General features: G+C 64.1%; 14 protein-coding genes and 1 pseudogene. 6 read left to right on the top strand and 9 right to left on the bottom strand.

The window, feature by feature from the left end; translation table 11 throughout:
• Positions 1-25 precede the first annotated feature (25 nt).
• The 3 genes and pseudogenes from NCT32_RS28605 to NCT32_RS37670 all read left to right on the top strand — a co-directional run bounded on the left by NCT32_RS28605 (position 26) and on the right by NCT32_RS37670 (position 3,056).
• Positions 26-1,366, top strand: coding sequence for an MFS transporter (locus NCT32_RS28605; protein WP_409219313.1), 1,341 nt, complete (start codon positions 26-28; stop codon positions 1,364-1,366).
• A gap of 30 nt (positions 1,367-1,396) precedes the next feature.
• Positions 1,397-2,134, top strand: a pseudogene (locus NCT32_RS37675) (tetratricopeptide repeat protein); the annotation flags it as partial.
• 685 nt (positions 2,135-2,819) lie between these two features.
• Positions 2,820-3,056, top strand: coding sequence for a hypothetical protein (locus tag NCT32_RS37670; RefSeq protein ID WP_409241548.1), 237 nt, complete (start codon positions 2,820-2,822; stop codon positions 3,054-3,056).
• Positions 3,057-3,073: 17 nt separating this feature from the next.
• Here NCT32_RS37670 and tssE read toward each other — a convergent pair whose 3' ends face one another.
• The 6 genes from tssE to tssK all read right to left on the bottom strand — a co-directional run bounded on the left by tssE (position 3,074) and on the right by tssK (position 10,642).
• Positions 3,074-3,502: a type VI secretion system baseplate subunit TssE gene (tssE, locus tag NCT32_RS28595; protein ID WP_061119485.1), complete on the bottom strand. Its 429-nt coding sequence runs from the start codon at positions 3,500-3,502 to the stop codon at positions 3,074-3,076.
• Positions 3,503-3,513: 11 nt separating this feature from the next.
• Positions 3,514-6,180 (bottom strand): type VI secretion system ATPase TssH, encoded by a 2,667-nt coding sequence (tssH, locus tag NCT32_RS28590; RefSeq protein ID WP_250490800.1) that lies wholly within the window; start codon positions 6,178-6,180, stop codon positions 3,514-3,516.
• 115 nt (positions 6,181-6,295) lie between these two features.
• On the bottom strand, positions 6,296-6,781 hold the full coding sequence (locus tag NCT32_RS28585) for an Hcp family type VI secretion system effector (RefSeq protein WP_250490799.1): 486 nt from the start codon (positions 6,779-6,781) through the stop codon (positions 6,296-6,298).
• Between the two features lie 95 nt (positions 6,782-6,876).
• Entirely contained in the window at positions 6,877-8,559 is a 1,683-nt protein-coding gene (locus NCT32_RS28580; RefSeq protein ID WP_250490822.1) for an OmpA family protein, read from the bottom strand.
• Positions 8,560-8,564: 5 nt separating this feature from the next.
• Positions 8,565-9,293, bottom strand: a complete 729-nt coding sequence (locus tag NCT32_RS28575) for a DotU family type IV/VI secretion system protein (RefSeq protein WP_250490798.1) — start codon at positions 9,291-9,293, stop codon at positions 8,565-8,567.
• On the bottom strand, positions 9,290-10,642 hold the full coding sequence (gene tssK / locus NCT32_RS28570) for a type VI secretion system baseplate subunit TssK (RefSeq protein WP_061119481.1): 1,353 nt from the start codon (positions 10,640-10,642) through the stop codon (positions 9,290-9,292). The genes NCT32_RS28575 and tssK overlap by 4 nt, the downstream gene beginning before the upstream one ends.
• Positions 10,643-11,143: 501 nt before the next feature.
• Here tssK and tssB point away from each other — a divergent pair.
• From tssB to NCT32_RS28555, 3 genes are all read left to right on the top strand, one after another.
• Positions 11,144-11,656, top strand: a complete 513-nt coding sequence (tssB, locus tag NCT32_RS28565) for a type VI secretion system contractile sheath small subunit (protein WP_061119480.1) — start codon at positions 11,144-11,146, stop codon at positions 11,654-11,656.
• Between the two features lie 45 nt (positions 11,657-11,701).
• Positions 11,702-13,255, top strand: a complete 1,554-nt coding sequence (tssC, locus tag NCT32_RS28560) for a type VI secretion system contractile sheath large subunit (protein ID WP_061119479.1) — start codon at positions 11,702-11,704, stop codon at positions 13,253-13,255.
• Between the two features lie 160 nt (positions 13,256-13,415).
• Complete coding sequence (locus NCT32_RS28555) at positions 13,416-14,534, top strand: nucleoside hydrolase (RefSeq protein ID WP_250490797.1); 1,119 nt, start codon at positions 13,416-13,418, stop codon at positions 14,532-14,534.
• Positions 14,535-14,585: 51 nt separating this feature from the next.
• On the opposite strand, the gene NCT32_RS28550 is transcribed toward NCT32_RS28555, so the two are convergent.
• From NCT32_RS28550 to NCT32_RS28540, 3 genes are read right to left on the bottom strand one after another with little or no spacing between them, the layout of a single operon-like run.
• Entirely contained in the window at positions 14,586-16,004 is a 1,419-nt protein-coding gene (locus NCT32_RS28550) for an MFS transporter (protein ID WP_061119477.1), read from the bottom strand.
• A 28-nt stretch (positions 16,005-16,032) separates the two neighbouring features.
• Positions 16,033-17,250, bottom strand: coding sequence for an NAD(P)/FAD-dependent oxidoreductase (locus NCT32_RS28545; protein WP_250490796.1), 1,218 nt, complete (start codon positions 17,248-17,250; stop codon positions 16,033-16,035).
• Positions 17,243-18,208, bottom strand: a complete 966-nt coding sequence (locus tag NCT32_RS28540) for a VOC family protein (protein ID WP_250478052.1) — start codon at positions 18,206-18,208, stop codon at positions 17,243-17,245. Before NCT32_RS28540 ends, NCT32_RS28545 begins: the two co-directional genes overlap by 8 nt.
• Positions 18,209-18,212: the final 4 nt, after the last annotated feature.

Here is an 18,212-nt window from a genome sequence, read left to right as displayed (position 1 = left end):
CATCAGATGGACTGAAGGAGACACTGTGAACAAGCATCGTCAGCGCGTGAAGACGCGCCATATCATTCTCGGCGTCATGTGCCTGATGTACTTCATTTCGTACATCGACCGGGTGAACATCGCCGTGGCGGGACCGTTGATCCGGCAGGAGATGGGTCTGACGTCCGTGCAGCTCGGCCTCGTGTTCTCCGCGTTCGCTTATCCGTACGCGGTGATGCAGATCATCGGCGGATGGCTCGCCGATCGTTTCGGGCCGAAGCTCGTGCTCACCGTGCTCTCGCTCATCTGGGGCGCGGCGACGCTCGCGACGGGCTTCGCGGGCAGCATCGGCATGCTGGTGCTGTTGCGTCTCGCGCTCGGCATCGGCGAGGGCGGCGCGTTCCCGACCGCGACGCGCGCCTTCACGTTCTGGATGCCGGTGCACGAGCGCGGCTTCGCGCAAGGCATCACGCATAGCTTCGCGCGGCTGGGCGGCGCGGTGACGCCGCCGCTCGTGCTCGCGGTGGTCGCGACGAGCGGCTGGCGCGAGGCGTTCATTCTGCTCGGTATCGCGAGCCTCGCATGGACGGCGCTGTATCTCTTCGTCTTCACCAATTCACCCGATGAGAACCGCCGCGTAACGCCCGAGGAGACCGCTGAAATCGGCTATCGCGCGGGCGAATGCGCGCGTGCGAGAAAGAACCCGACGCCGTGGCGCAAGCTGATTCATCGCATGTGGCTCGTGACGTTCGTCGACTTCTGCTACGGCTGGCTGCTGTGGGTGTATCTGACGTGGCTGCCTTCGTACCTGAAGGAATCGCGCGGCTTCGATCTGAAGCATCTCGCCCTCTTCACCGCGCTGCCGCTGCTCGCGGGCGTGATCGGCGATACGCTCGGCGGCGTGATATCGGACCGCATCTACAAGATGACGGGGCGGCTGCGGCTCGCGCGTTGCAGCATTCTGGTCGTCGGCATGGGCGGCTCGCTCGCGTTCCTCATACCGATGGTCAATGCGCCGAGTCCCATCGCGGCGGTATGGTTCCTGACCGGATCGTTCTTCTTCCTCGAGATCACGAATCCCGTGCTGTGGACCCTGCCGCTCGATATCGCGGGCAAATATGCGGGCACGGCGGGCGGCATGATGAACACGGGCTTCGGTCTCGCCGGCATGGCGTCGCCGGTGGTGTTCGGCTACCTGATCCAGGAGACGGGCAGCTACAACGTGCCGTTCACGATCTCGGCGGCATTGCTTGCGGTTGGGGCGTTCGCGGCGCTCTTCATCGATACGAGCAAGACGGTCGAAGCCGATGAAGCGCGCGAGGCGCAGAATCGTGGCGACATGGGCGTGCCCGCGTTCGCGGGCGGGGCCGGACAGTGGCATGAGTAGCGCGCGCGCCGGGTGATCGCCCGACGAATTATGTCGATTCGGCAAGGTCCCTCTGTTACGCTCCATCGTCCTTTGACTGGCGACGAGAAGATGAGTACGGAGCATGACATCAGGGAGCGGGCGGTGTCGCTTGCCGCCGCTGCCCAGGCGGCGGCGCAGCGCGGCGACCGTGATCGGGCGCTCGCCCTGTGGCGCGAGACGATCGAGCTCGAACCGCACGAAGTGCATTACGCCATTGCATCGACGAATGATCTGGCCGGAATGGGTGAGCCGTCGCTCGCGCTCGATGTCTGCGCGCAATGGATTGCACGGAACCCGGACAACGCGCTCATTCGCGTGCAGCGCGGGATCGTCTATCTGAACAACTGTTCGGATCGCGACAGCGCGATCGAGTGCCTGGCCGAAGCACTTTTCATCGACCCGGACAATCATGATGCGCACGCGGCGCTTGCCCAGATCTATCTGTTCGCGAGTCAACCGGAGTTGATGCGCTTTCATGCGAAGCAGGCGCTCATCAGGGCCGACGGCAAGAGCGCGCTGCGTCTTCGCGGTCGGTTTCTCTCGGATCACGGCGGGGTCATCGAACAGGCCAGCTCGATGCTCGCAGCCGCACCCGGCGATGCCGACATCCGGATGATGCTCGGCAAGGCGCTCTATATGCAGTGCCGTTTCGATGAGGCGCTCGATGCGTTCAAACGTGTCGTGGAGAGCGAGCCGTCCAGCGTGGAGGCCATCGGCGGTTTGGGCGATACGCTCATTTTGCTCGGACGCGAGCAGGAAGGCTGGCGCGTGCTCGAAGGACTCGCGAGCGATGAGCATGTGCTGGCGTACTATCCGGACATCGCGCCGCATCTCGCGAAAAAATGGCGCGGCGAGCCGCTGCAAGGTAAGCGTATCCTCGTCGCGTACCATGCGGGCATAGGCGACAATCTGATGCTGGCGCGCTACGCCAGGCAACTTGCGGATGCGGGCGCGTCGGTGCATTTCGTGTGTCGGCCCGAATTGCATCGGCTGTTTCGGGATCTCGACGGCGCGCAAAGCGTCGCGTCCGGCTGGCGAACGGACGAACTGGCTCATGTCGATTACTGGGTGTTCGACTATCTGTTGCCCGCTTACCTGGGCAGGGCGGGCATGTGCGGCGCCGGGCACGGATACATCCGCACGCCGCCCGAGGCGCGCTCGCGCTGGGATGCGTACATGCAGCCATACGAGCACAAGCTGAAGGTGGGACTGTGCTGGTTCAGCGGGCCGCATAACTTCAGCGGCATCGACCGCTTCGTGCCGGCGCGCGCGCTCGGGCCGCTGTCCTCAATCGAAGGCGTCGAGTGGTTCATCCTGCAGAAGAATCAGACGAACGCATCTGGCGAGACAATCCGGCATCCGCGCGCACGATCTGTCATCCCAATGGGACGACTTCGCCGACACGGCCGGCCTCGTCGATCATCTCGATCTCGTGATTTCCGTGGACTCGTCGCCATTGCATCTGGCAGGCGCCCTCGGCAAGCGCGCCTGGGCGATACTTCCTGCCGCGCCGGAATGGCGCTGGGGGCGGCAAGGCGAACAAACGGCGTGGTATCCGGACATGCGCTTGTATCGGCAGGCGCGCTTGCATGAGTGGGCGCCGGTCATCACGCGGATCGGGGATGATCTGCGTGAGTTGATCGGTCGCCGGCGGGACTCCTGCGATTGAACACGCAAGAGGCGCGCTCAGATCTTCCCCTCGCGCACGCGCCGCTCCAGCCTGAACACGCCTGGCGGAACGAAGTACGTCCCGAAGCGCACGAGACCCGTGCGCTTCAGGTGACAGGTCATCTCGAAGCTCACCTGCAAGCCCGGCTCGGGCGTGTCGACCATCTCCACGTCGATCGCCCGGATGCGCGGCTCGTACTTCACGAGCGTCGCTTCCATCTGCTCCTTGAGCGCCTGCGACGACGCGGGCAGCGCCTTGTAGATGTTGGTCAGATCGGGCAGCCCGTAGTCGGGCAGATGCTTGAGCGCCCCGGCCCGCGTGTTCAGGATGCGCCGCACGTTCTGCTGCACGCTCAGGACTTCGAGCGTGCGGTCGTCGAAGTCGCTGAGCGGCTCGCCGTCGATCTGACCGAGCAGCATTTCATAGAGGGATGGACCGGCTGGCATTGTCGCTCGCTTCAGACGGCTGCTTGCGCCGACTCGCCGCGATCGATGAACTCGATCGTCAGATTGCCTTCCTCGGATTGCGCGAGACGGATCTCGGCAGGCGCGGCGGCGCTCGCCATGCGTGTGAGCAATTCGCGCGAGACCGTTGGCAGGATGCGCTGATCGAGGAACGCGTCGATGTTGCGCGCGCCCGAATCGCGCGACAGGCACATCTCGGCGAGCGATGCGATCAGCGACTCGTCGCACACGAGCGTCACGTCATGCTGACGCTTCAGGCGAGCCGCGATCTTCGCGATCTTCAGCCGCACGATGCGGCCGAGCGCGCTCACGTCGAGCGGCCGGTAGACGAGCGTCTGGAAGCGCGCGAGCAGCGCAGGCTGAAAGTGCTTCACGAGCGGATCATGAACGGCGTCGAGCAGCGCGGCGTGCGCGATGTCGGGGGTGTCGGTGGTCGCATCGTGAATCTGTTCGCTGCCGAGGTTCGACGTCATCAGGATCACGCAGTTGCGGAAGTCGATCTCGCGGCCTTCGCCATCGCGCATCGAGCCGCGGTCGAAGACCTGATAGAACATGTCGAGCACATCGCGATGCGCTTTCTCGACTTCATCGAGCAGCACGACGCTATAAGGGCGCTGGCGCACGGCTTCGGTGAGAACGCCGCCGCGCCCGTAACCGACGTAACCCGGCGGCGAGCCCTTCAACTGCGATACCGTGTGCGCTTCCTGATACTCCGACATGTTGATCGTCGTGAGCGCAGCTTCGCCGCCGAAGAGCACGTCGGCGAGCGCGAGCGCCGTCTCGGTCTTGCCAACGCCCGATGTTCCTGTCAGCAGGAACACGCCGAGCGGCGCATGCTCGCTCTTGAGTCCCGCCTTCGCGGTGCGCAGGCTTTGCGCAAGCATGCCGAGCGCGTCGTCTTGCGCGACCACGCGCTTTTGCAACTGGTCCTCGAGCGTGAGCAAGTTCAGCAGTTCGTCTTCTAGGAGATTGCCGACCGGCACGCCGGTCCATTCGGCGACCACGCGCGCGATGGCTTGCGCATCGACATCGGCGAAGATCAGCGGCGTCTTGCCCTGTGCTTCGGCGAGCGCGCTCTTGGCGGCGGCAAAGGCGTGGGCGTCGGGCTTTGTCGCACCGTCGCCGCGTTGTTCGAGCAGCGTGCGGACCAGAGACAGCTCATGCTCATAGCGCGCTTCGATCTCCGCGAGATCCTCGTTGGCCTGTGCGATCGCGGCTTCGAGCGCGTCGCGACGCGTGGCCGTATCGTCGATGCCCGCGCGCTCGTCCGCGTCGATGGTCGCACGTTCGAGCGCAAGCGCCGCCACGGCCGCGCGGGCGCGCTGCAATTCGGCGGGCGGCGTATCGAGACCCATGCGCACGCGCGCGGCGGCCGTGTCGATCAGATCGACGGCCTTGTCCGGCAACTGGCGTGCGGGGATGTAACGGCGCGAGAGCCTGACCGCCGCGACGAGCGCTTCGTCGCGGATATGCACGTTGTGATGCTTCGCGTATCGGGTCGCGAGGCCGCGCAGCATCAGGCAGGCGGCATCGTCGTCCGGCTCCTCGACCTTCACCATCTGGAAGCGTCGCTCCAGCGCCGCATCGCGCTCGAAGTATTCCTTGTATTCCGTCCACGTCGTCGCGGCGATCGTGCGCAGTTCGCCGCGCGCAAGCGCCGGCTTCAAGAGATTGGCCGCATCGGAACCGCCGGCCGAGTTGCCCGCGCCGATCAGCGTATGCGCTTCGTCGATGAAGAGCACGATCGGTGTCGCCGAAGCCTTTACTTCGTCGATCACGTTTTTCAGGCGCTGCTCGAACTCGCCCTTTACGCCCGCGCCGGCTTGCAGGAGACCGAGATCGAGCGTGAGGATGCGCACCTCTCGCAACAGCGACGGCACCGTGCCTTCGGCGATGCGCAGTGCGAGCCCTTCGACGAGCGCCGTCTTGCCGACGCCCGGCTCGCCGACGAGGATCGGGTTGTTCTTGCGGCGGCGCACGAGCACGTCGATCATCTGCTGGATTTCGCGATCGCGGCCGAACACGGGATCGATTTCGCCGCGACGCGCTTTGTCCGTCAGATCGATGGCGAAGCGTTCGAGTGCTTCGCCTTCGGTCGAGCGTGGCGGCGTCGATTGCGCGGCCGCTTTCGTATCGGAGAGCGGCGCACTTGCTTCATCGGCTGCATCGTCTTCCTGCGCGGGCGCGTTCTCGCACGACGCGCGCGCGAGCCGCGGCACAAGACGTTCGATCTGCGCGCCGGACAGCGAGAAAAGCGGCCATGCGTCTTGCGTGCGCATCACGTGCGGCGCGGCGATGATCGCGCGCAGCAGGTGCGCCGAGCGGATCGTGCCTTCCATATCCTCACGCGAGGCGAGATTCCATGCATCCTGCAGCACGCTCGCGAGCTGGATGGACAGCGACGGCATGCCGCGCAGGTTGCGCGGCAGACGATCGATCGCGGCGAGCAGCGCGTTCCAGATCGCATCCACGTCGATTTCATAGTGACGCAGGATCGCGGGAATATCTCCTTCATCCGCTTCGATCAGCTTCAAGAGCCAATGCTCGACGGTGATTTCATCGGAAAGGCGCGTCTGGCACAGGCTCGCGGCCGCTTCGAGCGTGCGGGCGCAGTGCGGATTGAGCCGGCGAAGCAGATGAGTGGAGTCGCGCATTGTCATATGAAGTCCGGTGACGAGGGAATGAAAGAGGGCGTGCGGGGCTGTTGAAATCGCAGAAGAAAAAGCCAGCCCGCGAGGCGGGCTGGCTTGGACGACTCACGTCGTCATGAGGCGCTTACGCGCGCTCGTTCCACGTGTCCTTGTGGATGATGTTGCCGTCCTTGTACGACCAGGTGATCTGTTCGTAGCGCAGTTCGACTTCTTCCAGATGGTTGTGCTTCTCGTAATCCGGATTCTTGATGTCGAGCATCTTCGGACGCACGGCGACGACCTTGACGTTGTCGAGCTTGGTGTTGAAGTATTCCTTCTCCTTGCCCGCGTCGTCGATCTTGTACCACTTGATCTCGACGGACTTGAGCGTCTGACCGCTCGTCACTGCCTTGTACAGGTACGGCGTCGATGCGTCGGTTTCCTTGGTCAGCGTGACCGGCGCGTGCACGCGCGTGCCGGTCAGCTTGCCCGTGTTGCCATCGGTCGGGATGTGCACGCCGTGGTCGAACGCGACCATTTCGACGCTGCCTTCGCGGCCTTGCACCGTGACGGAACCCTTGATGTCGGCGCCGCCGTCATCCTTGAGCCACATGTATGCAGGAATTGCCATTTACTACTCCTCTTTGGTACTGCCAAGCGATGCCCAGGAAGAATCCTGAGCGACAAGATCCCGGAGAGAGAACCCCGGGGATTCGATTCGCGATGTTACTTCGCGTTATTGGCTTCGTCCGGCACCAGCGTGATCTCGACGCGGCGATTCTTTGCGCGGCCTTCGGGCGTGTCATTGGCGACGATCGGGCGCGTGTCGCCGTAGCCCTGCACCGCGAACTGCGTCGCCGGAATGCCCGAGGCGTCGATCAGCCAGTCGCGCAATGCCGCCGCGCGCGCGTTCGATAGCCTCAGATTGCTGGCGGCATCGCCCGCGTTGTCAGTGTGCCCCGCGACGAGTATCCGCTTGCCGGGATGAGCCTTGATCATTTCGAGGGCCGCGACGAGCGCACGCGTCGAGCCGGGCTTCAACTGCGCCTTGCCGCTGTCGAAGAGCGACATGCTGTCGAGCGTCACCACGGCGGGCGGCGGAGGCGGCGGCTGATAGCTTGCGATTGCCGCATTCAAGGCCGGCAGCAGTTGCGCGCCGTGATACAGGCCGAACGATAAGTTGAGCGGCTCACCGGTGCGGGCGTTGCGATCCAGTTCGTCGCGATCGGCGGCGAGCGAGCGCAGCGCATCGCGCCGGGCGGTGTCGCGATCCGGCGTGATGGACGCGTAGCGATCCAGGTCCGCATGGACGCGATCGAGCAATTCCGCGTTGTGGCGACCCGCGCCGAGAAACGCGGCGCTGGCGGCCAGCGCGGCGATGCCGATCGCGTGCGCGAAGGCGGCGACGCGCGGCGACATGGCGGCGCGGCGCGGCATCGCTTCGAGCAGCGATTGCGGCAGCGGCCACGGCGCGGGCGTTGCATCGAGGTTCGCGGGCGCAATGCGCGTCTGCAATTGAACGTCTTGCTCCCACGGCCTGGACGCATCGCTCGCGGGTCCGCAATCGATCCAGCCCGCGCCGTGAAGCGCCCAGGGCGCGGCCGGCTGACGCGGATCGGTGAGCGTGCCGAAGACCACACGCTGCGTCCAGCCGATGATCGACGCCAGCGCGGCGGCATGGACGGCCGTGTAGCGATCTCCGGCGTGGCGCGAGGCCTCGCTTTCCGCATTCCGGATGACGGCTTCGAAGCGCCCCGCGTCGATGATCGGCGCGCCGGCCGACGCGCTGTGCCATTGGCGCGTGAGGTTCGCATCGCGTGGCGGCAGGTTCGTCAGGCGCTGATAGACGGCGACGTAACCCGGCAGGCGCGTGCTGACGATGCGCGAGGCATCGGCGAGCGCCTGACGCGCCACGCGCAGGCGTTGTGAGAGCGCGTCCGCGTCGGCGTGGAGCGACGGCGCGATGCTCAGCACGACGCCGTCGGGCGGATGGCCGTCGCGCCATTGCCGCATCGCGAGCGCGACCTCGGGAAGATCCTGCGGACGATCCACGCGCAGCCAGATCGCGCCATCGCCGATGTACACCAGGCGCGGCTCACGCGCACCGTGATCGAAAAGCGCGGCGAGCGCATCGCCCGTGACGAGCACGAGCGGCATGCGGGCACGCAGATTCAACGGAATGTCGACGGTCGCGGCGCCCAGCGCGCGCAGGATAGGCGCGCTTCGCTTGCGCGCACGTGCGAGTTGCCGCGTGCGCCAGGCGATGAAGGCGGCCGCGGCGATCACGATGCCGGCCGCGCAAGGCCAGTTCCATTCCTTGCCGAACGGCTGCACGAACCACAGCACGGCGAGCGCGAGAAGCGCTGCGAGCACGACGATCGTGCGCGCCGGATAACCCAACCTTGGCATGTTGCTCACGGCTTGACGGCGTGGGGAATCAACGCGGCGAGTTGCACATCGAGCGCGATGTGCCAGATCGTCCACGTCACGAGCGCGGCGGCGCAGCCGAGTCCGGCGATAGCCCACGGCGAGACGCGCCGCAACCAGTCGCCGAAGCGCCGGCCCGGCTGATCGATGACGAGCGAGCGCTCGCCTTCGGGGCGAAGGCGCCCGATCAGCGTATTCAGCTCGGCGATGAGCGCCTGCCGCTCGTTTTCACCGTGAACCGCGTATCGGCCGAGAAATCCCAGGCCGAGAATGGCTGCATAGGATTCGAGCAGATCGACCTCGGGCGCACGCTCGCGCATGCGGAACTCGAGCCGCTCGAACACGCGCTCGCCGCCATCGTGCTGCTTGAATTTCTCGACCTGCAAAGGCTGTGCGGACCATAGCGGCTTGTCGTGGTCGGAGAGGTGCAGCAGAGCGGTTTCGTCGAGCAGCGCGCATTGCGCCTTCACGGCATCGTCGCACACGTCTTCCGGATAACCGCGGCGTTCGAGCGCAGCGCTCAGTTCCGCAACCATCGACGCGCAACGCGCGCGCAACGCAGTGAAATCCCCCGCCCTGCCGCCGGTGGACAGATTCGCGACGAAGAGCGCCGTGTCGCGGAGCAGATCGCGCATGCCGCTCACATGGGCCGGTGCGATACCCGGCGCCGGTCCGACGAGGCCGGGATGAGCGGGAGACGTGGACAGCATGTTCATGAGCGCAGCACCGCGTAGAGTTCGAGCGAGACGTCCGGCACCGAGGTCGGCAGATAAACCTGACATGCGCGCGCGGCCAGCATGCGCGCGTGCGCCGGACTCGCGGCATCGAGCGCGAAGTACTGGTTGTCGAGCCGCACGGGAATCGCCGCCGGCACGCGCTGAACGGCCTTCAGCGGGATGCCCGCGAGCGCGGAATTGACGATGTGATCGACCTCGTCGGGGGCGCCGATCTTGCACAGGCGCGGGATTCGCTCGATGAGTTCGAAGGCGGGCAGCGTCGAGTTGACCGACAGATACCAGTCGGCGGCGCCGTCGGCGATGCGCGTGTCGAGAATCTTGCCGCTCCACGTCGTCGCGTTGTCGTGCGCAAGATCGATCGGCACGACGCGCGACGGAATGATCGCGTCCAGCAGATTGCGGATCATCGATTCGAGCTCCGCGAACACTTCGTCCGCGCGCACGTGATCGTAGGCGGGGATATCCGTGAGCTGTGCGCTCGTGGAGAACGTCATCAACGCGCTGGCGAGCTCGGCCAGAACCGAATACAGCCGCTCGGGCGGCAGGTTCGGATTCGACGCGAGGAACCGCAGCTTCGGCCAGGCCGCATGGATGCAGTGCAGGAGCCAGAACAGTTGCACGTCGGCCACGCCGTATTCGGCGACCTGCTCGATGCGTTCGCTGCGTCGTGCGCCGAGCGCAAGGCTCTTCGCCAGCAGGATGTCGGCTATCCGGCCGATGCGCTCGACATGCAGCGTATGCGCGCTCAACGACAGGCAAGGGGGCACGTAGCGCCGGTCGAGCTGGAACTGTCCGCTCGTCGAACGCGTCAGGCGCGCGATGGCGCAAACGGTGTCATCGGCATGTGGCTCGAAGTCGAGAAGCAGGCGCACGGCGTGCCGCTCCGCGGCGATCTCGGTTTCGTCCGTCCCGTTCAGGTCGACCACCTTGACGAATTCGCGATAGGCGCGGCGCGGCCGCGTGAGCGCCGTTTCGTCCATGCGGCAGTTGTTGCCATTGGCGTCGGGCAAAGCGAGCGCGGCCAGCACGGTCACACTTTGCCGTTCGGCGCTCACGCCTTGCGTGAGATCGCGCGCGGGCGGCAGCGCCTGCGCGAGCGACGTGTCGATGGGCGTGCCGTCGGGAAAACGCAGCCTGAGCCGCGACAGCTTGAAGCGGCCGGCTGCGAGTGCGTCTTCGTCTACCTCGACGTCGAGCGTTCCCCAAGGTTGCGCGAGCGCGGCCGTCGTGAACTGGCGCAAGGCGAATTCCGTCCACCGCTCCTGCTGCTGAAAATGCTGCTGCGTGAGAATCAGGCCTTCGTGCCAGAGCGGTTTATCGATCCGCATATGTGTATTTGGGTGAGGCTATTCGTCTATATCGGGGAGGGGATTCTATATTCCACCATTTAATTCGTATACCTACTCGTTAAAAAACCTTGATTGCCGATCAGGGAATATGAAATCGCTTGATAACAACAACTTGCCACATGTCATCCTGCATACGGCTTATTTTCAAGATGGGTTGCGTTCGAGTGTGAAATGTCAATTAGTGTCGGCACCGGAGGTACGCCGCGACTTGCGAATTCGAGGGAGCGCCAGAAGAAGCGCCTGGAAATCCTTTCTCGATCAACGTCATGAGCGGGTTCTGCGCATCTGCTTTGCAGAACATACTGTCAAGATGACGATACTTTTTTAATGATGTGAAACCTGTTCTAATAGGACCCTAATGACGTTCGAACAGTCAAATTCGTAGACTGGGTTTGCTTCGCTCGGTCGGGCAGCCCCAAAAACTGCGGTCCCGCTTTCTCTATATTGAGATGCATGTCATCTATTTGATAAGGATTATTGATGGATAGCTTTCAGAGGGAGATTCCCAAGAGCCGTGTTTCGATCACGCTGGATCTGCATACCGGCGGCGCTCAAAAAAAGGTCGAATTGCCGCTCAAGCTGCTCGTCGCGGGCGACTTCAGCGCGGGACGCGAGCAGGCGCCGCTTTCCGAGCGCAAGAAGGTCAATATCGACAAGAACAACTTCGACGCGGTTCTGGCGGACTACGCGCCGGACCTGAAATTCGCCACCGAAAACACGCTCGCGAACGACGGCTCCGACATGCCGGTGAACCTCTCCTTCCGCTCGATGAAGGACTTCGAGCCGGAGCAGGTGGCCCGGCAGATCCCGGAACTGCAGGCGCTGCTCGCCGTGCGTAATCTGCTGCGCGATCTGAAATCGAATTTGCTGGACAACGGTACGTTCCGTCGCGAGTTCGAAAAGATCCTGAAGAACAAGGAACTCTCCGACAAGCTGCGCGGCGAGCTCTCGCAGATCGCGACGGCGGCGACGCAGCCCGAAGGCCACGCCTGAGCCCCTTCAGCCTTCAACCGACAAGCTTCCCAGACAGGACAATCGATGAGTAAGAAAGAAGTCCGCGCAAGCGCCGCAGGCGAATCCGTCGTGCTCGACGCTCCGCAAGAGTCGTATGGCGACAGCGTCTATGCATCGCTGTGCAACAAGATCAACCTGAGCCCGGTGCAACAGGCGCGTCCGCTCGAGGCATTTCGCGACAACGACATGCTTTCCGAAGCGTCGGCCGACGAGCGCCTCGCGCGCGGCATGGGCGCGTTCCTCGACCTCGTCGCGCAGACGAGCAAGCCCGTGGACCGTCTCGACAAGTCGCTGCTCGATTTCTTCATCGGGCAGTTGGACCGCCAGATCAGCAAACAGCTCGATTCGGTGATGCACAACCCTGAGTTTCAGGCGCTGGAAGGCCGCTGGCGTGGCCTGAAGATGCTCGTGTCGCGCACGGATTTCCGCAAGAACGCGCGCATCGAAGTGCTGGACGTGTCGAAGGACGCGCTGATCCGCGACTTCGACGACGCGCCGGAACTGATTCAGAGCGGCCTGTATCGCCTGACCTACATCGAGGAATACGATACGCCGGGCGGCCAGCCGATCAGCGCGCTCGTCAGCGACTTCGAATTCGCCAACTCGCCGCAGGACGTGGCCTTGCTGCGCAATATCTCGAAGGTGGCGGCGGCGGCGCACATGCCGTTCATCGGTGCGGTGGGTGCGGCCTTCTTCGGCAAGAAATCGATGGAAGAAGTCGCGGCGATTCAGGACATCGGCAACTACTTCGACCGTGCCGAGTACATCAAGTGGAAGAGCTTCCGCGACACGGACGACGCACGCTACGTCGGCCTCGTGATGCCGCGCGTGCTCGGCCGCCTGCCGTACGGCAAGGACACCACGCCTGTGCGCGCCTTCAACTACGAAGAGCAGGTGAAGGGTCCGGACCACGATCGTTATCTGTGGGTGAACGCGTCTTTCGCGTTCGCGGCGAACATGACGCGCAGCTTCGTGAACAACGGCTGGTGCGTGCAGATCCGCGGTCCGCAGGCAGGCGGCAAGGTCGAGGATCTGCCGGTGCACCTGTACGATCTCGGCACCGGCGTGCAGCCGAAGATCCCGACCGAAGTGCTGATTCCCGAAACGCGTGAATTCGAATTTGCGAATCTCGGCTTCATTCCGCTCTCGTTCTACAAGAACCACGATTTCGCGTGCTTCTTCTCGGCCAACTCGACGCAAAAGCCCGCGCTGTATGAGACCAAGGAAGCGACCGCGAACAGCCGGATCAATGCGCGCCTGCCGTACATTTTCCTGCTCTCGCGCATCGCGCATTATCTGAAGCTGATTCAGCGCGAGAACATCGGTACGACGAAGGACCGGCGTCTGCTCGAACTCGAACTGAACAACTGGATCAAGAGCCTCGTCACCGAGATGAAGGATCCGGGCGACGAGTTGCAGGCGTCGCATCCGCTGCGTGAGGCGAAGGTGATGGTCGAGGACATCGAGGACAACCCCGGCTTCTTCCGCATCAAGCTCTTCATCGTGCCGCACTTCCAGGTGGAAGGCATGGACATCGGCTTGTCGCTGGTTTCGCAGATGCCCAAGGCGAAGAGCTGATTCTCGCGATAGCGCATCGTGTGAAACGCCGGGACGGCTCATGGGCCGTCCCGGCGTCGTCGTTTCAGGGCCGTCCGACGCGCGCTTCCGATCGATCGTAGAATGACTTGCGCCATGCAACGGCGCACCGACTACACAATTCGATTCGGGAGACGACATCATGCGACGTTGCAGCGCGGCATTCCTGATCTTTCCTGTTGTCATCACCTCCATGCTCGCCAGTTGCGGCGGCTCCGACGACGACAATCAACCCGCCTTTTCCAGCGCGCCGAAGATCATCATCGATTCGGACTTCAATACGATGGGCGACGACGGCCAGCTCTTCGCCATGTCGACGCAACTGATGGGCGAGGGCAAGGTCAATCTGCTCGGCCTGTGCGTCGTGACCGGCAACGACTGGCTGCTGCAGGAAGAAGCCGACGCACTGAAGGCGGTCGAGCGCATGGGCGTGCAGGACAAGGTCGGCGTCTATGCCGGCGCGAATTATCCGCTGCAATACGATGTCGCGAGCATTCGCGCGCAGCAGGCCGCGAATCCGAACGGCTACTTCGGCGCATGGATGCGTCCCGAGCCGACCAGCCAGTCGCAACTGAGCGCGCCGCCGGACGGCTTCGCAACATCGGCCAAGCTGCAAAGCCAGAGCGCCGCCGACTTCATCGTCGATACGGTCAAGCGCTATCCGAACCAGGTGACGATCATCGAAGTCGGGCCGCCGACCAATCTCGCGACCGCCGTGCGCAAAGCACCGCAGATCGTTCCGCTCATCAAGGGAATCGTCTACATGGGCGGCGCGATGAACGTGCCGGGCAACGCGAACGCGGTGGGCGAACTGAACTGGTGGTTCGATCCCGTCGCGGTACGGACGCTTTTGCAGACGACGATCCCGCAGAGAGTGATTCCTCTCGACGTGACCAACACCGTGCCGCTCACCGAATCGGTCTACAACCAGATCGTCAATCCGCCGACGGGACAGACAGCGGTGACGAAGGTCTACGCGATTGCGAACGCGGGCGCATTCTCGACGAACACCGATATCTACGACACGCTGACGATTGGTTATTTCCTCGATCCGACTTACGCGACGCAGACGCAAAGCGCGTATCTCGACATCGACACGACGCCCGGCGAGGATCAGGGACATGTGAAGGTGTATCCGGACGCGCCGCAGGCCGGTGCGTCGCCGCTGAAGATCACCTACGTGACGCGCTACGACAACGATCGATTCTTCAAGTTCTATGTCGATCTGCTGACGCGGCCCGTCCCCGTCAAATTCCAGTAGCGCCAAGTTCAGGACCGGCGATACAAAGCGCCGGCCCTGAACAGCAAAGCATCACACTTCAAGCTGCTCCAGCACCTTGCCCTTCGTTTCGATGCCCATGTAATGCACCGCGACCGCCGCGACGAGCGGCACGACAGCGAGCGCATAGAACGCGACATTCATGTTCCCGCCCATCAGCGTCTTGCCGACGAGCGCCGGCGCGAAGATCGCCGCGATCTTGAGCCATGCACCGCCGAGGCCGCATCCGAACGCGCGGATGCTCGTCGGATAAAGCTCGGGCGTATACACATAAGCGGTGATGAAGCCGCATGCCATGAAGCCGAGCGCGAGGGCGCAGAAGGTTGCGACCACATACACCGACTGCGTGACGAACACGCCCGCGAACACGAGCGACACCGCGCACAACACGAATGACCAGTTGATGACCGGCTTGCGCCCGACCTTGTCTACGATCAGCGCGCACGTCAGCGAGCCGATCACGCCGAGCACGGAAGCCGCCACCGCCAGATTCAGCGCGAGTTGCAACGGCGCGTGATAGACGGTCTTGTAGATCGTCGGCAGCCACGTCGAGAGGCCGTACTGGAGCACGCCGCACGTCATCCACAAGAGCGCGACCGCGATCGTGCGCTTGAGATACGCCGGTCCGATCAGATCCAGGCGGCGGCGCTTCGGATGACGGTTCGCCATCGCTTCGAAATCGGCGAGATTGCCGAGCGGCGGCAGCGGCTGCTTCACGGTGGCTTCGAACGCGCAGAGCGCGTCGCCGGCTTCGCTCATGCGGCCGCGTTCGCCGAGCCAGCGCGGCGATTCCGGCACCAGCGCGCGCAGCAGGAAGAAGAGCACGAGCGGCCCGCCTCCGATGAAGTACATCGCTTCCCAGCCGAAGCGCGGCACGACCCATGCGCCGAGCGCGTTCGATGCGAGCAGGCCGATCGGGAACACGATCTCGTAGAGCAGCACGAAACGGCCGCGCCCATGGGCACGCGTGATCTCGTTGATGTAAGTCGCCGCGACGGGCAATTCGCCGCCAAGCCCGAGTCCCTGCACGATCCGCAACGCGACGAATACCGCGAACGAAGGCGCGAAACCGCACGCGATGCTCGTCAGGCCGATGATGCCCGAGCTCCACGCGATGGAACGCACGCGTCCATAACGTTCCGCGAGCGACGGGAACAGGAACGCGCCGATCAGTTGCCCGATCGATCCCGACGCGATCAGAAAGCCGACCTGCCCCGGCGTCAGCCCCCACTTCTGGATGAGCAGCGGCAGCGTCGCCGCGATGACGATGACATCGAACCCATCGAAGAAAGTTGCCGCGCCGATCAGAATACGTGCGCGCACCTGCATCGCGTTGGCGGGCAGGCGCTCGATGCGCGCGATGATCGATCCCTTCGTGACCGCGTGAGCGGCAGTGGCCGCGTCGGCGACTGTCGTGGCGGTGCCGCCGTGTTGAACCGCCGTATTGCCCATGCTCCTCATGCCTGCTCCCGTCCGTGTGTTATGCGAGTGCCTTCGCCGTGTCCGCGAGCGCCGCGATATCGACCGCGCGCCCCTGGCTCATCCATTTCTTCGCGACCTTCAGATCGCGCGTCGCGTTGATCGCGATCACGCCGCGCAATGCATCGCCATCCAAGAAGAACAGCGATGCGCGACGCGCGTCCAGATCGCCGCGCACGATGGGCACGGCGCCCGGCGGAACGTCGCCGAGAATCTGCAGGTTCACGTCGTACTGATCCGACCAGAACCACGGAATCTCGGCATACGGCGTGCGCACGCCGAGCACCGCGCGCGCCGTCGCGATTGCCTGGTTCTGCGCGTTCGCCCACGATTCGAGGCGCACGCGGCGCTTGAGCCACGCGTTCGGATGATTGGCGACATCGCCGCACGCGAACACGTGCGCATCGTTCGTCGCACCGAATTCATCGACGACGATGCCGTCGTTCACGTCGATGCCCGCGCGCTCCGCGATTCCCGTATGCGGCTTCAGTCCGATGCCCGCGACCGCGAAATCGGCCTCTACGGTCGTGCCGTCGGCGAGTTGCGCGCGCACGCCGTCGCCATAGTCGTCGAGCGACACGAGCGATGCATTCAGCCGCACATCGACGCCGTTATCGCGATGCAGCTTCAACAGGAAATCAGACACGCTTTCAGGCACGGAACGTCCGCACAGACGCGGCGCGCCTTCGACGACCGTGACATCGACGCCGAGCTTCTTCGCAGTCGCCGCGACTTCCAGGCCGATCCATCCGCCGCCGATCACGAGCAAGCGCTTGCTATGGCTTTCGCGCAGGCGCTTGCCGATGAGCATTGCATCGTCGAGCGTGCGCAGATAGGCGAGATGCGAGGTCTGCACGAGCGAGGCCGGCAGCCGCCGCGCCGCCCCGCCGGTCGCGATGACGAGGCGGTCGTAGTGCACTTCGCGTCCGCTCGCGGTGCGCACGATGCGCGCGTCGCGATCGATCGATTCCGCGCATTCCGGCTGCCACGCTTCGACGTTCAGTGCGGCGAACGCGTCGTGATCGACGAGCCGCACGGTGTCGATATCGGCATCGCCTGCGAGCACGGCCTTCGACAGCGGCGGCCGCTCATAGGGAAGATGAATCTCGTCGGCGATCATCACGAGGCGGCCATCGAAGCCTTCCTTGCGCAGCGTCTTCACGATCCATCCCGCCGCCTGGCCGCCGCCGATCACCACGACCGTTTGGAGATCAGCCATTTTTGCGCTCCGTCATGAACTTGCCTTCCGGCGCCTTCGCGTCTTTCTGGCGGCGCGTGTTGCCGTCGAGACCGCCATCGACGGCCCACTCCGCGAACACGGTCGGGCCAGGCTCGAAATCGCGCGGTTGCCATTCGGGCGTGAGTACGTCTTCATCGGCGTAATACTCGATGAGACCGCCCGCCGGATTCTTGAAGTACCAGAAATACGCCGACGAAACCGGATGACGTCCCGGCCCGAGCTGCGTCGTCCAGCCGCAGCGGCTGATGTGCAGGCCGCCGCCGAAGACCTCGTGGATATCGCGCACGGTGAACGCGACGTGATTCAGGCCGCGCTTGCCATCGGGCAATTGCAGAAGAAACAGATCGTGATGACCGCCGTGCGGCGCGCAGCGCATGAACGCGCCGCGGCCCGGATAACGATCCGAGGTCTCGAAGCCGAGCAGTTCGTGATAGAACTTCTCCTGCTCCGCGACGCAGTTCGTGAAGAACACGACATGCCCCACTTCCACCGGCTCCGCGCGCTCGTAGACAGGACTCGGCGTATCGACGCGCAAGGTTTGTCCCCACACGTTCGAGGGCGAGCCCTTCACGTCGATGTCGCGTTTCTTCGTGACTTCGACGCGTATCGCCATGCCGTTCGGGTCGATGCAGCCAATTGCGTCATCCGCTTCGAAGTGGCCGGGCTGGCCCGCGAAGCGTTGGCGCAGTGCGTCGAGTTCTTCGCGCGTCGCGACGGCCCACGTGACTTCGCGCAGCGTCGGACCCGCTTCGAAGGCGGGCGCAAGCGCGGGGTCATCGGCAAGCGCGAGCAGCACTTCGCAGCCGTTCAGGGTTTCGAAACGCGCGCGGGTTTCATCATGCGCGACTTCCTTCAGGCCCCAGTCGGCGAAGAAGCGCCGGCAGGTGTCGAGGTCCGTCACGCCGTAAGTGATGCGTTCAATGCCAAGAATCGTCATGGCA

The sequence above is a fragment of the Caballeronia sp. INML2 genome, from assembly GCF_023631365.1.
In the GTDB taxonomy this organism is placed as follows: Bacteria; Pseudomonadota; Gammaproteobacteria; order Burkholderiales; family Burkholderiaceae; genus Caballeronia; species Caballeronia turbans.
Note: the sequence above shows the minus strand (reverse complement) of the source record. Positions and strands in the feature narration are given on the sequence as shown.

Coding starts and splice junctions, on each gene's coding strand:
- tssE (WP_061119485.1), bottom strand. CDS start 3,502: ATGCCAGCCGGTCCATCCCTCTATGAAATGCTGCTCGGTCAGATCGAC.
- tssH (WP_250490800.1), bottom strand. CDS start 6,180: ATGACAATGCGCGACTCCACTCATCTGCTTCGCCGGCTCAATCCGCAC.
- NCT32_RS28585 (WP_250490799.1), bottom strand. CDS start 6,781: ATGGCAATTCCTGCATACATGTGGCTCAAGGATGACGGCGGCGCCGAC.
- NCT32_RS28580 (WP_250490822.1), bottom strand. CDS start 8,559: ATGCCAAGGTTGGGTTATCCGGCGCGCACGATCGTCGTGCTCGCAGCG.
- NCT32_RS28575 (WP_250490798.1), bottom strand. CDS start 9,293: ATGAACATGCTGTCCACGTCTCCCGCTCATCCCGGCCTCGTCGGACCG.
- tssK (WP_061119481.1), bottom strand. CDS start 10,642: ATGCGGATCGATAAACCGCTCTGGCACGAAGGCCTGATTCTCACGCAG.
- tssB (WP_061119480.1), top strand. CDS start 11,144: ATGGATAGCTTTCAGAGGGAGATTCCCAAGAGCCGTGTTTCGATCACG.
- tssC (WP_061119479.1), top strand. CDS start 11,702: ATGAGTAAGAAAGAAGTCCGCGCAAGCGCCGCAGGCGAATCCGTCGTG.
- NCT32_RS28555 (WP_250490797.1), top strand. CDS start 13,416: ATGCGACGTTGCAGCGCGGCATTCCTGATCTTTCCTGTTGTCATCACC.
- NCT32_RS28550 (WP_061119477.1), bottom strand. CDS start 16,004: ATGGGCAATACGGCGGTTCAACACGGCGGCACCGCCACGACAGTCGCC.
- NCT32_RS28545 (WP_250490796.1), bottom strand. CDS start 17,250: ATGGCTGATCTCCAAACGGTCGTGGTGATCGGCGGCGGCCAGGCGGCG.
- NCT32_RS28540 (WP_250478052.1), bottom strand. CDS start 18,208: ATGACGATTCTTGGCATTGAACGCATCACTTACGGCGTGACGGACCTC.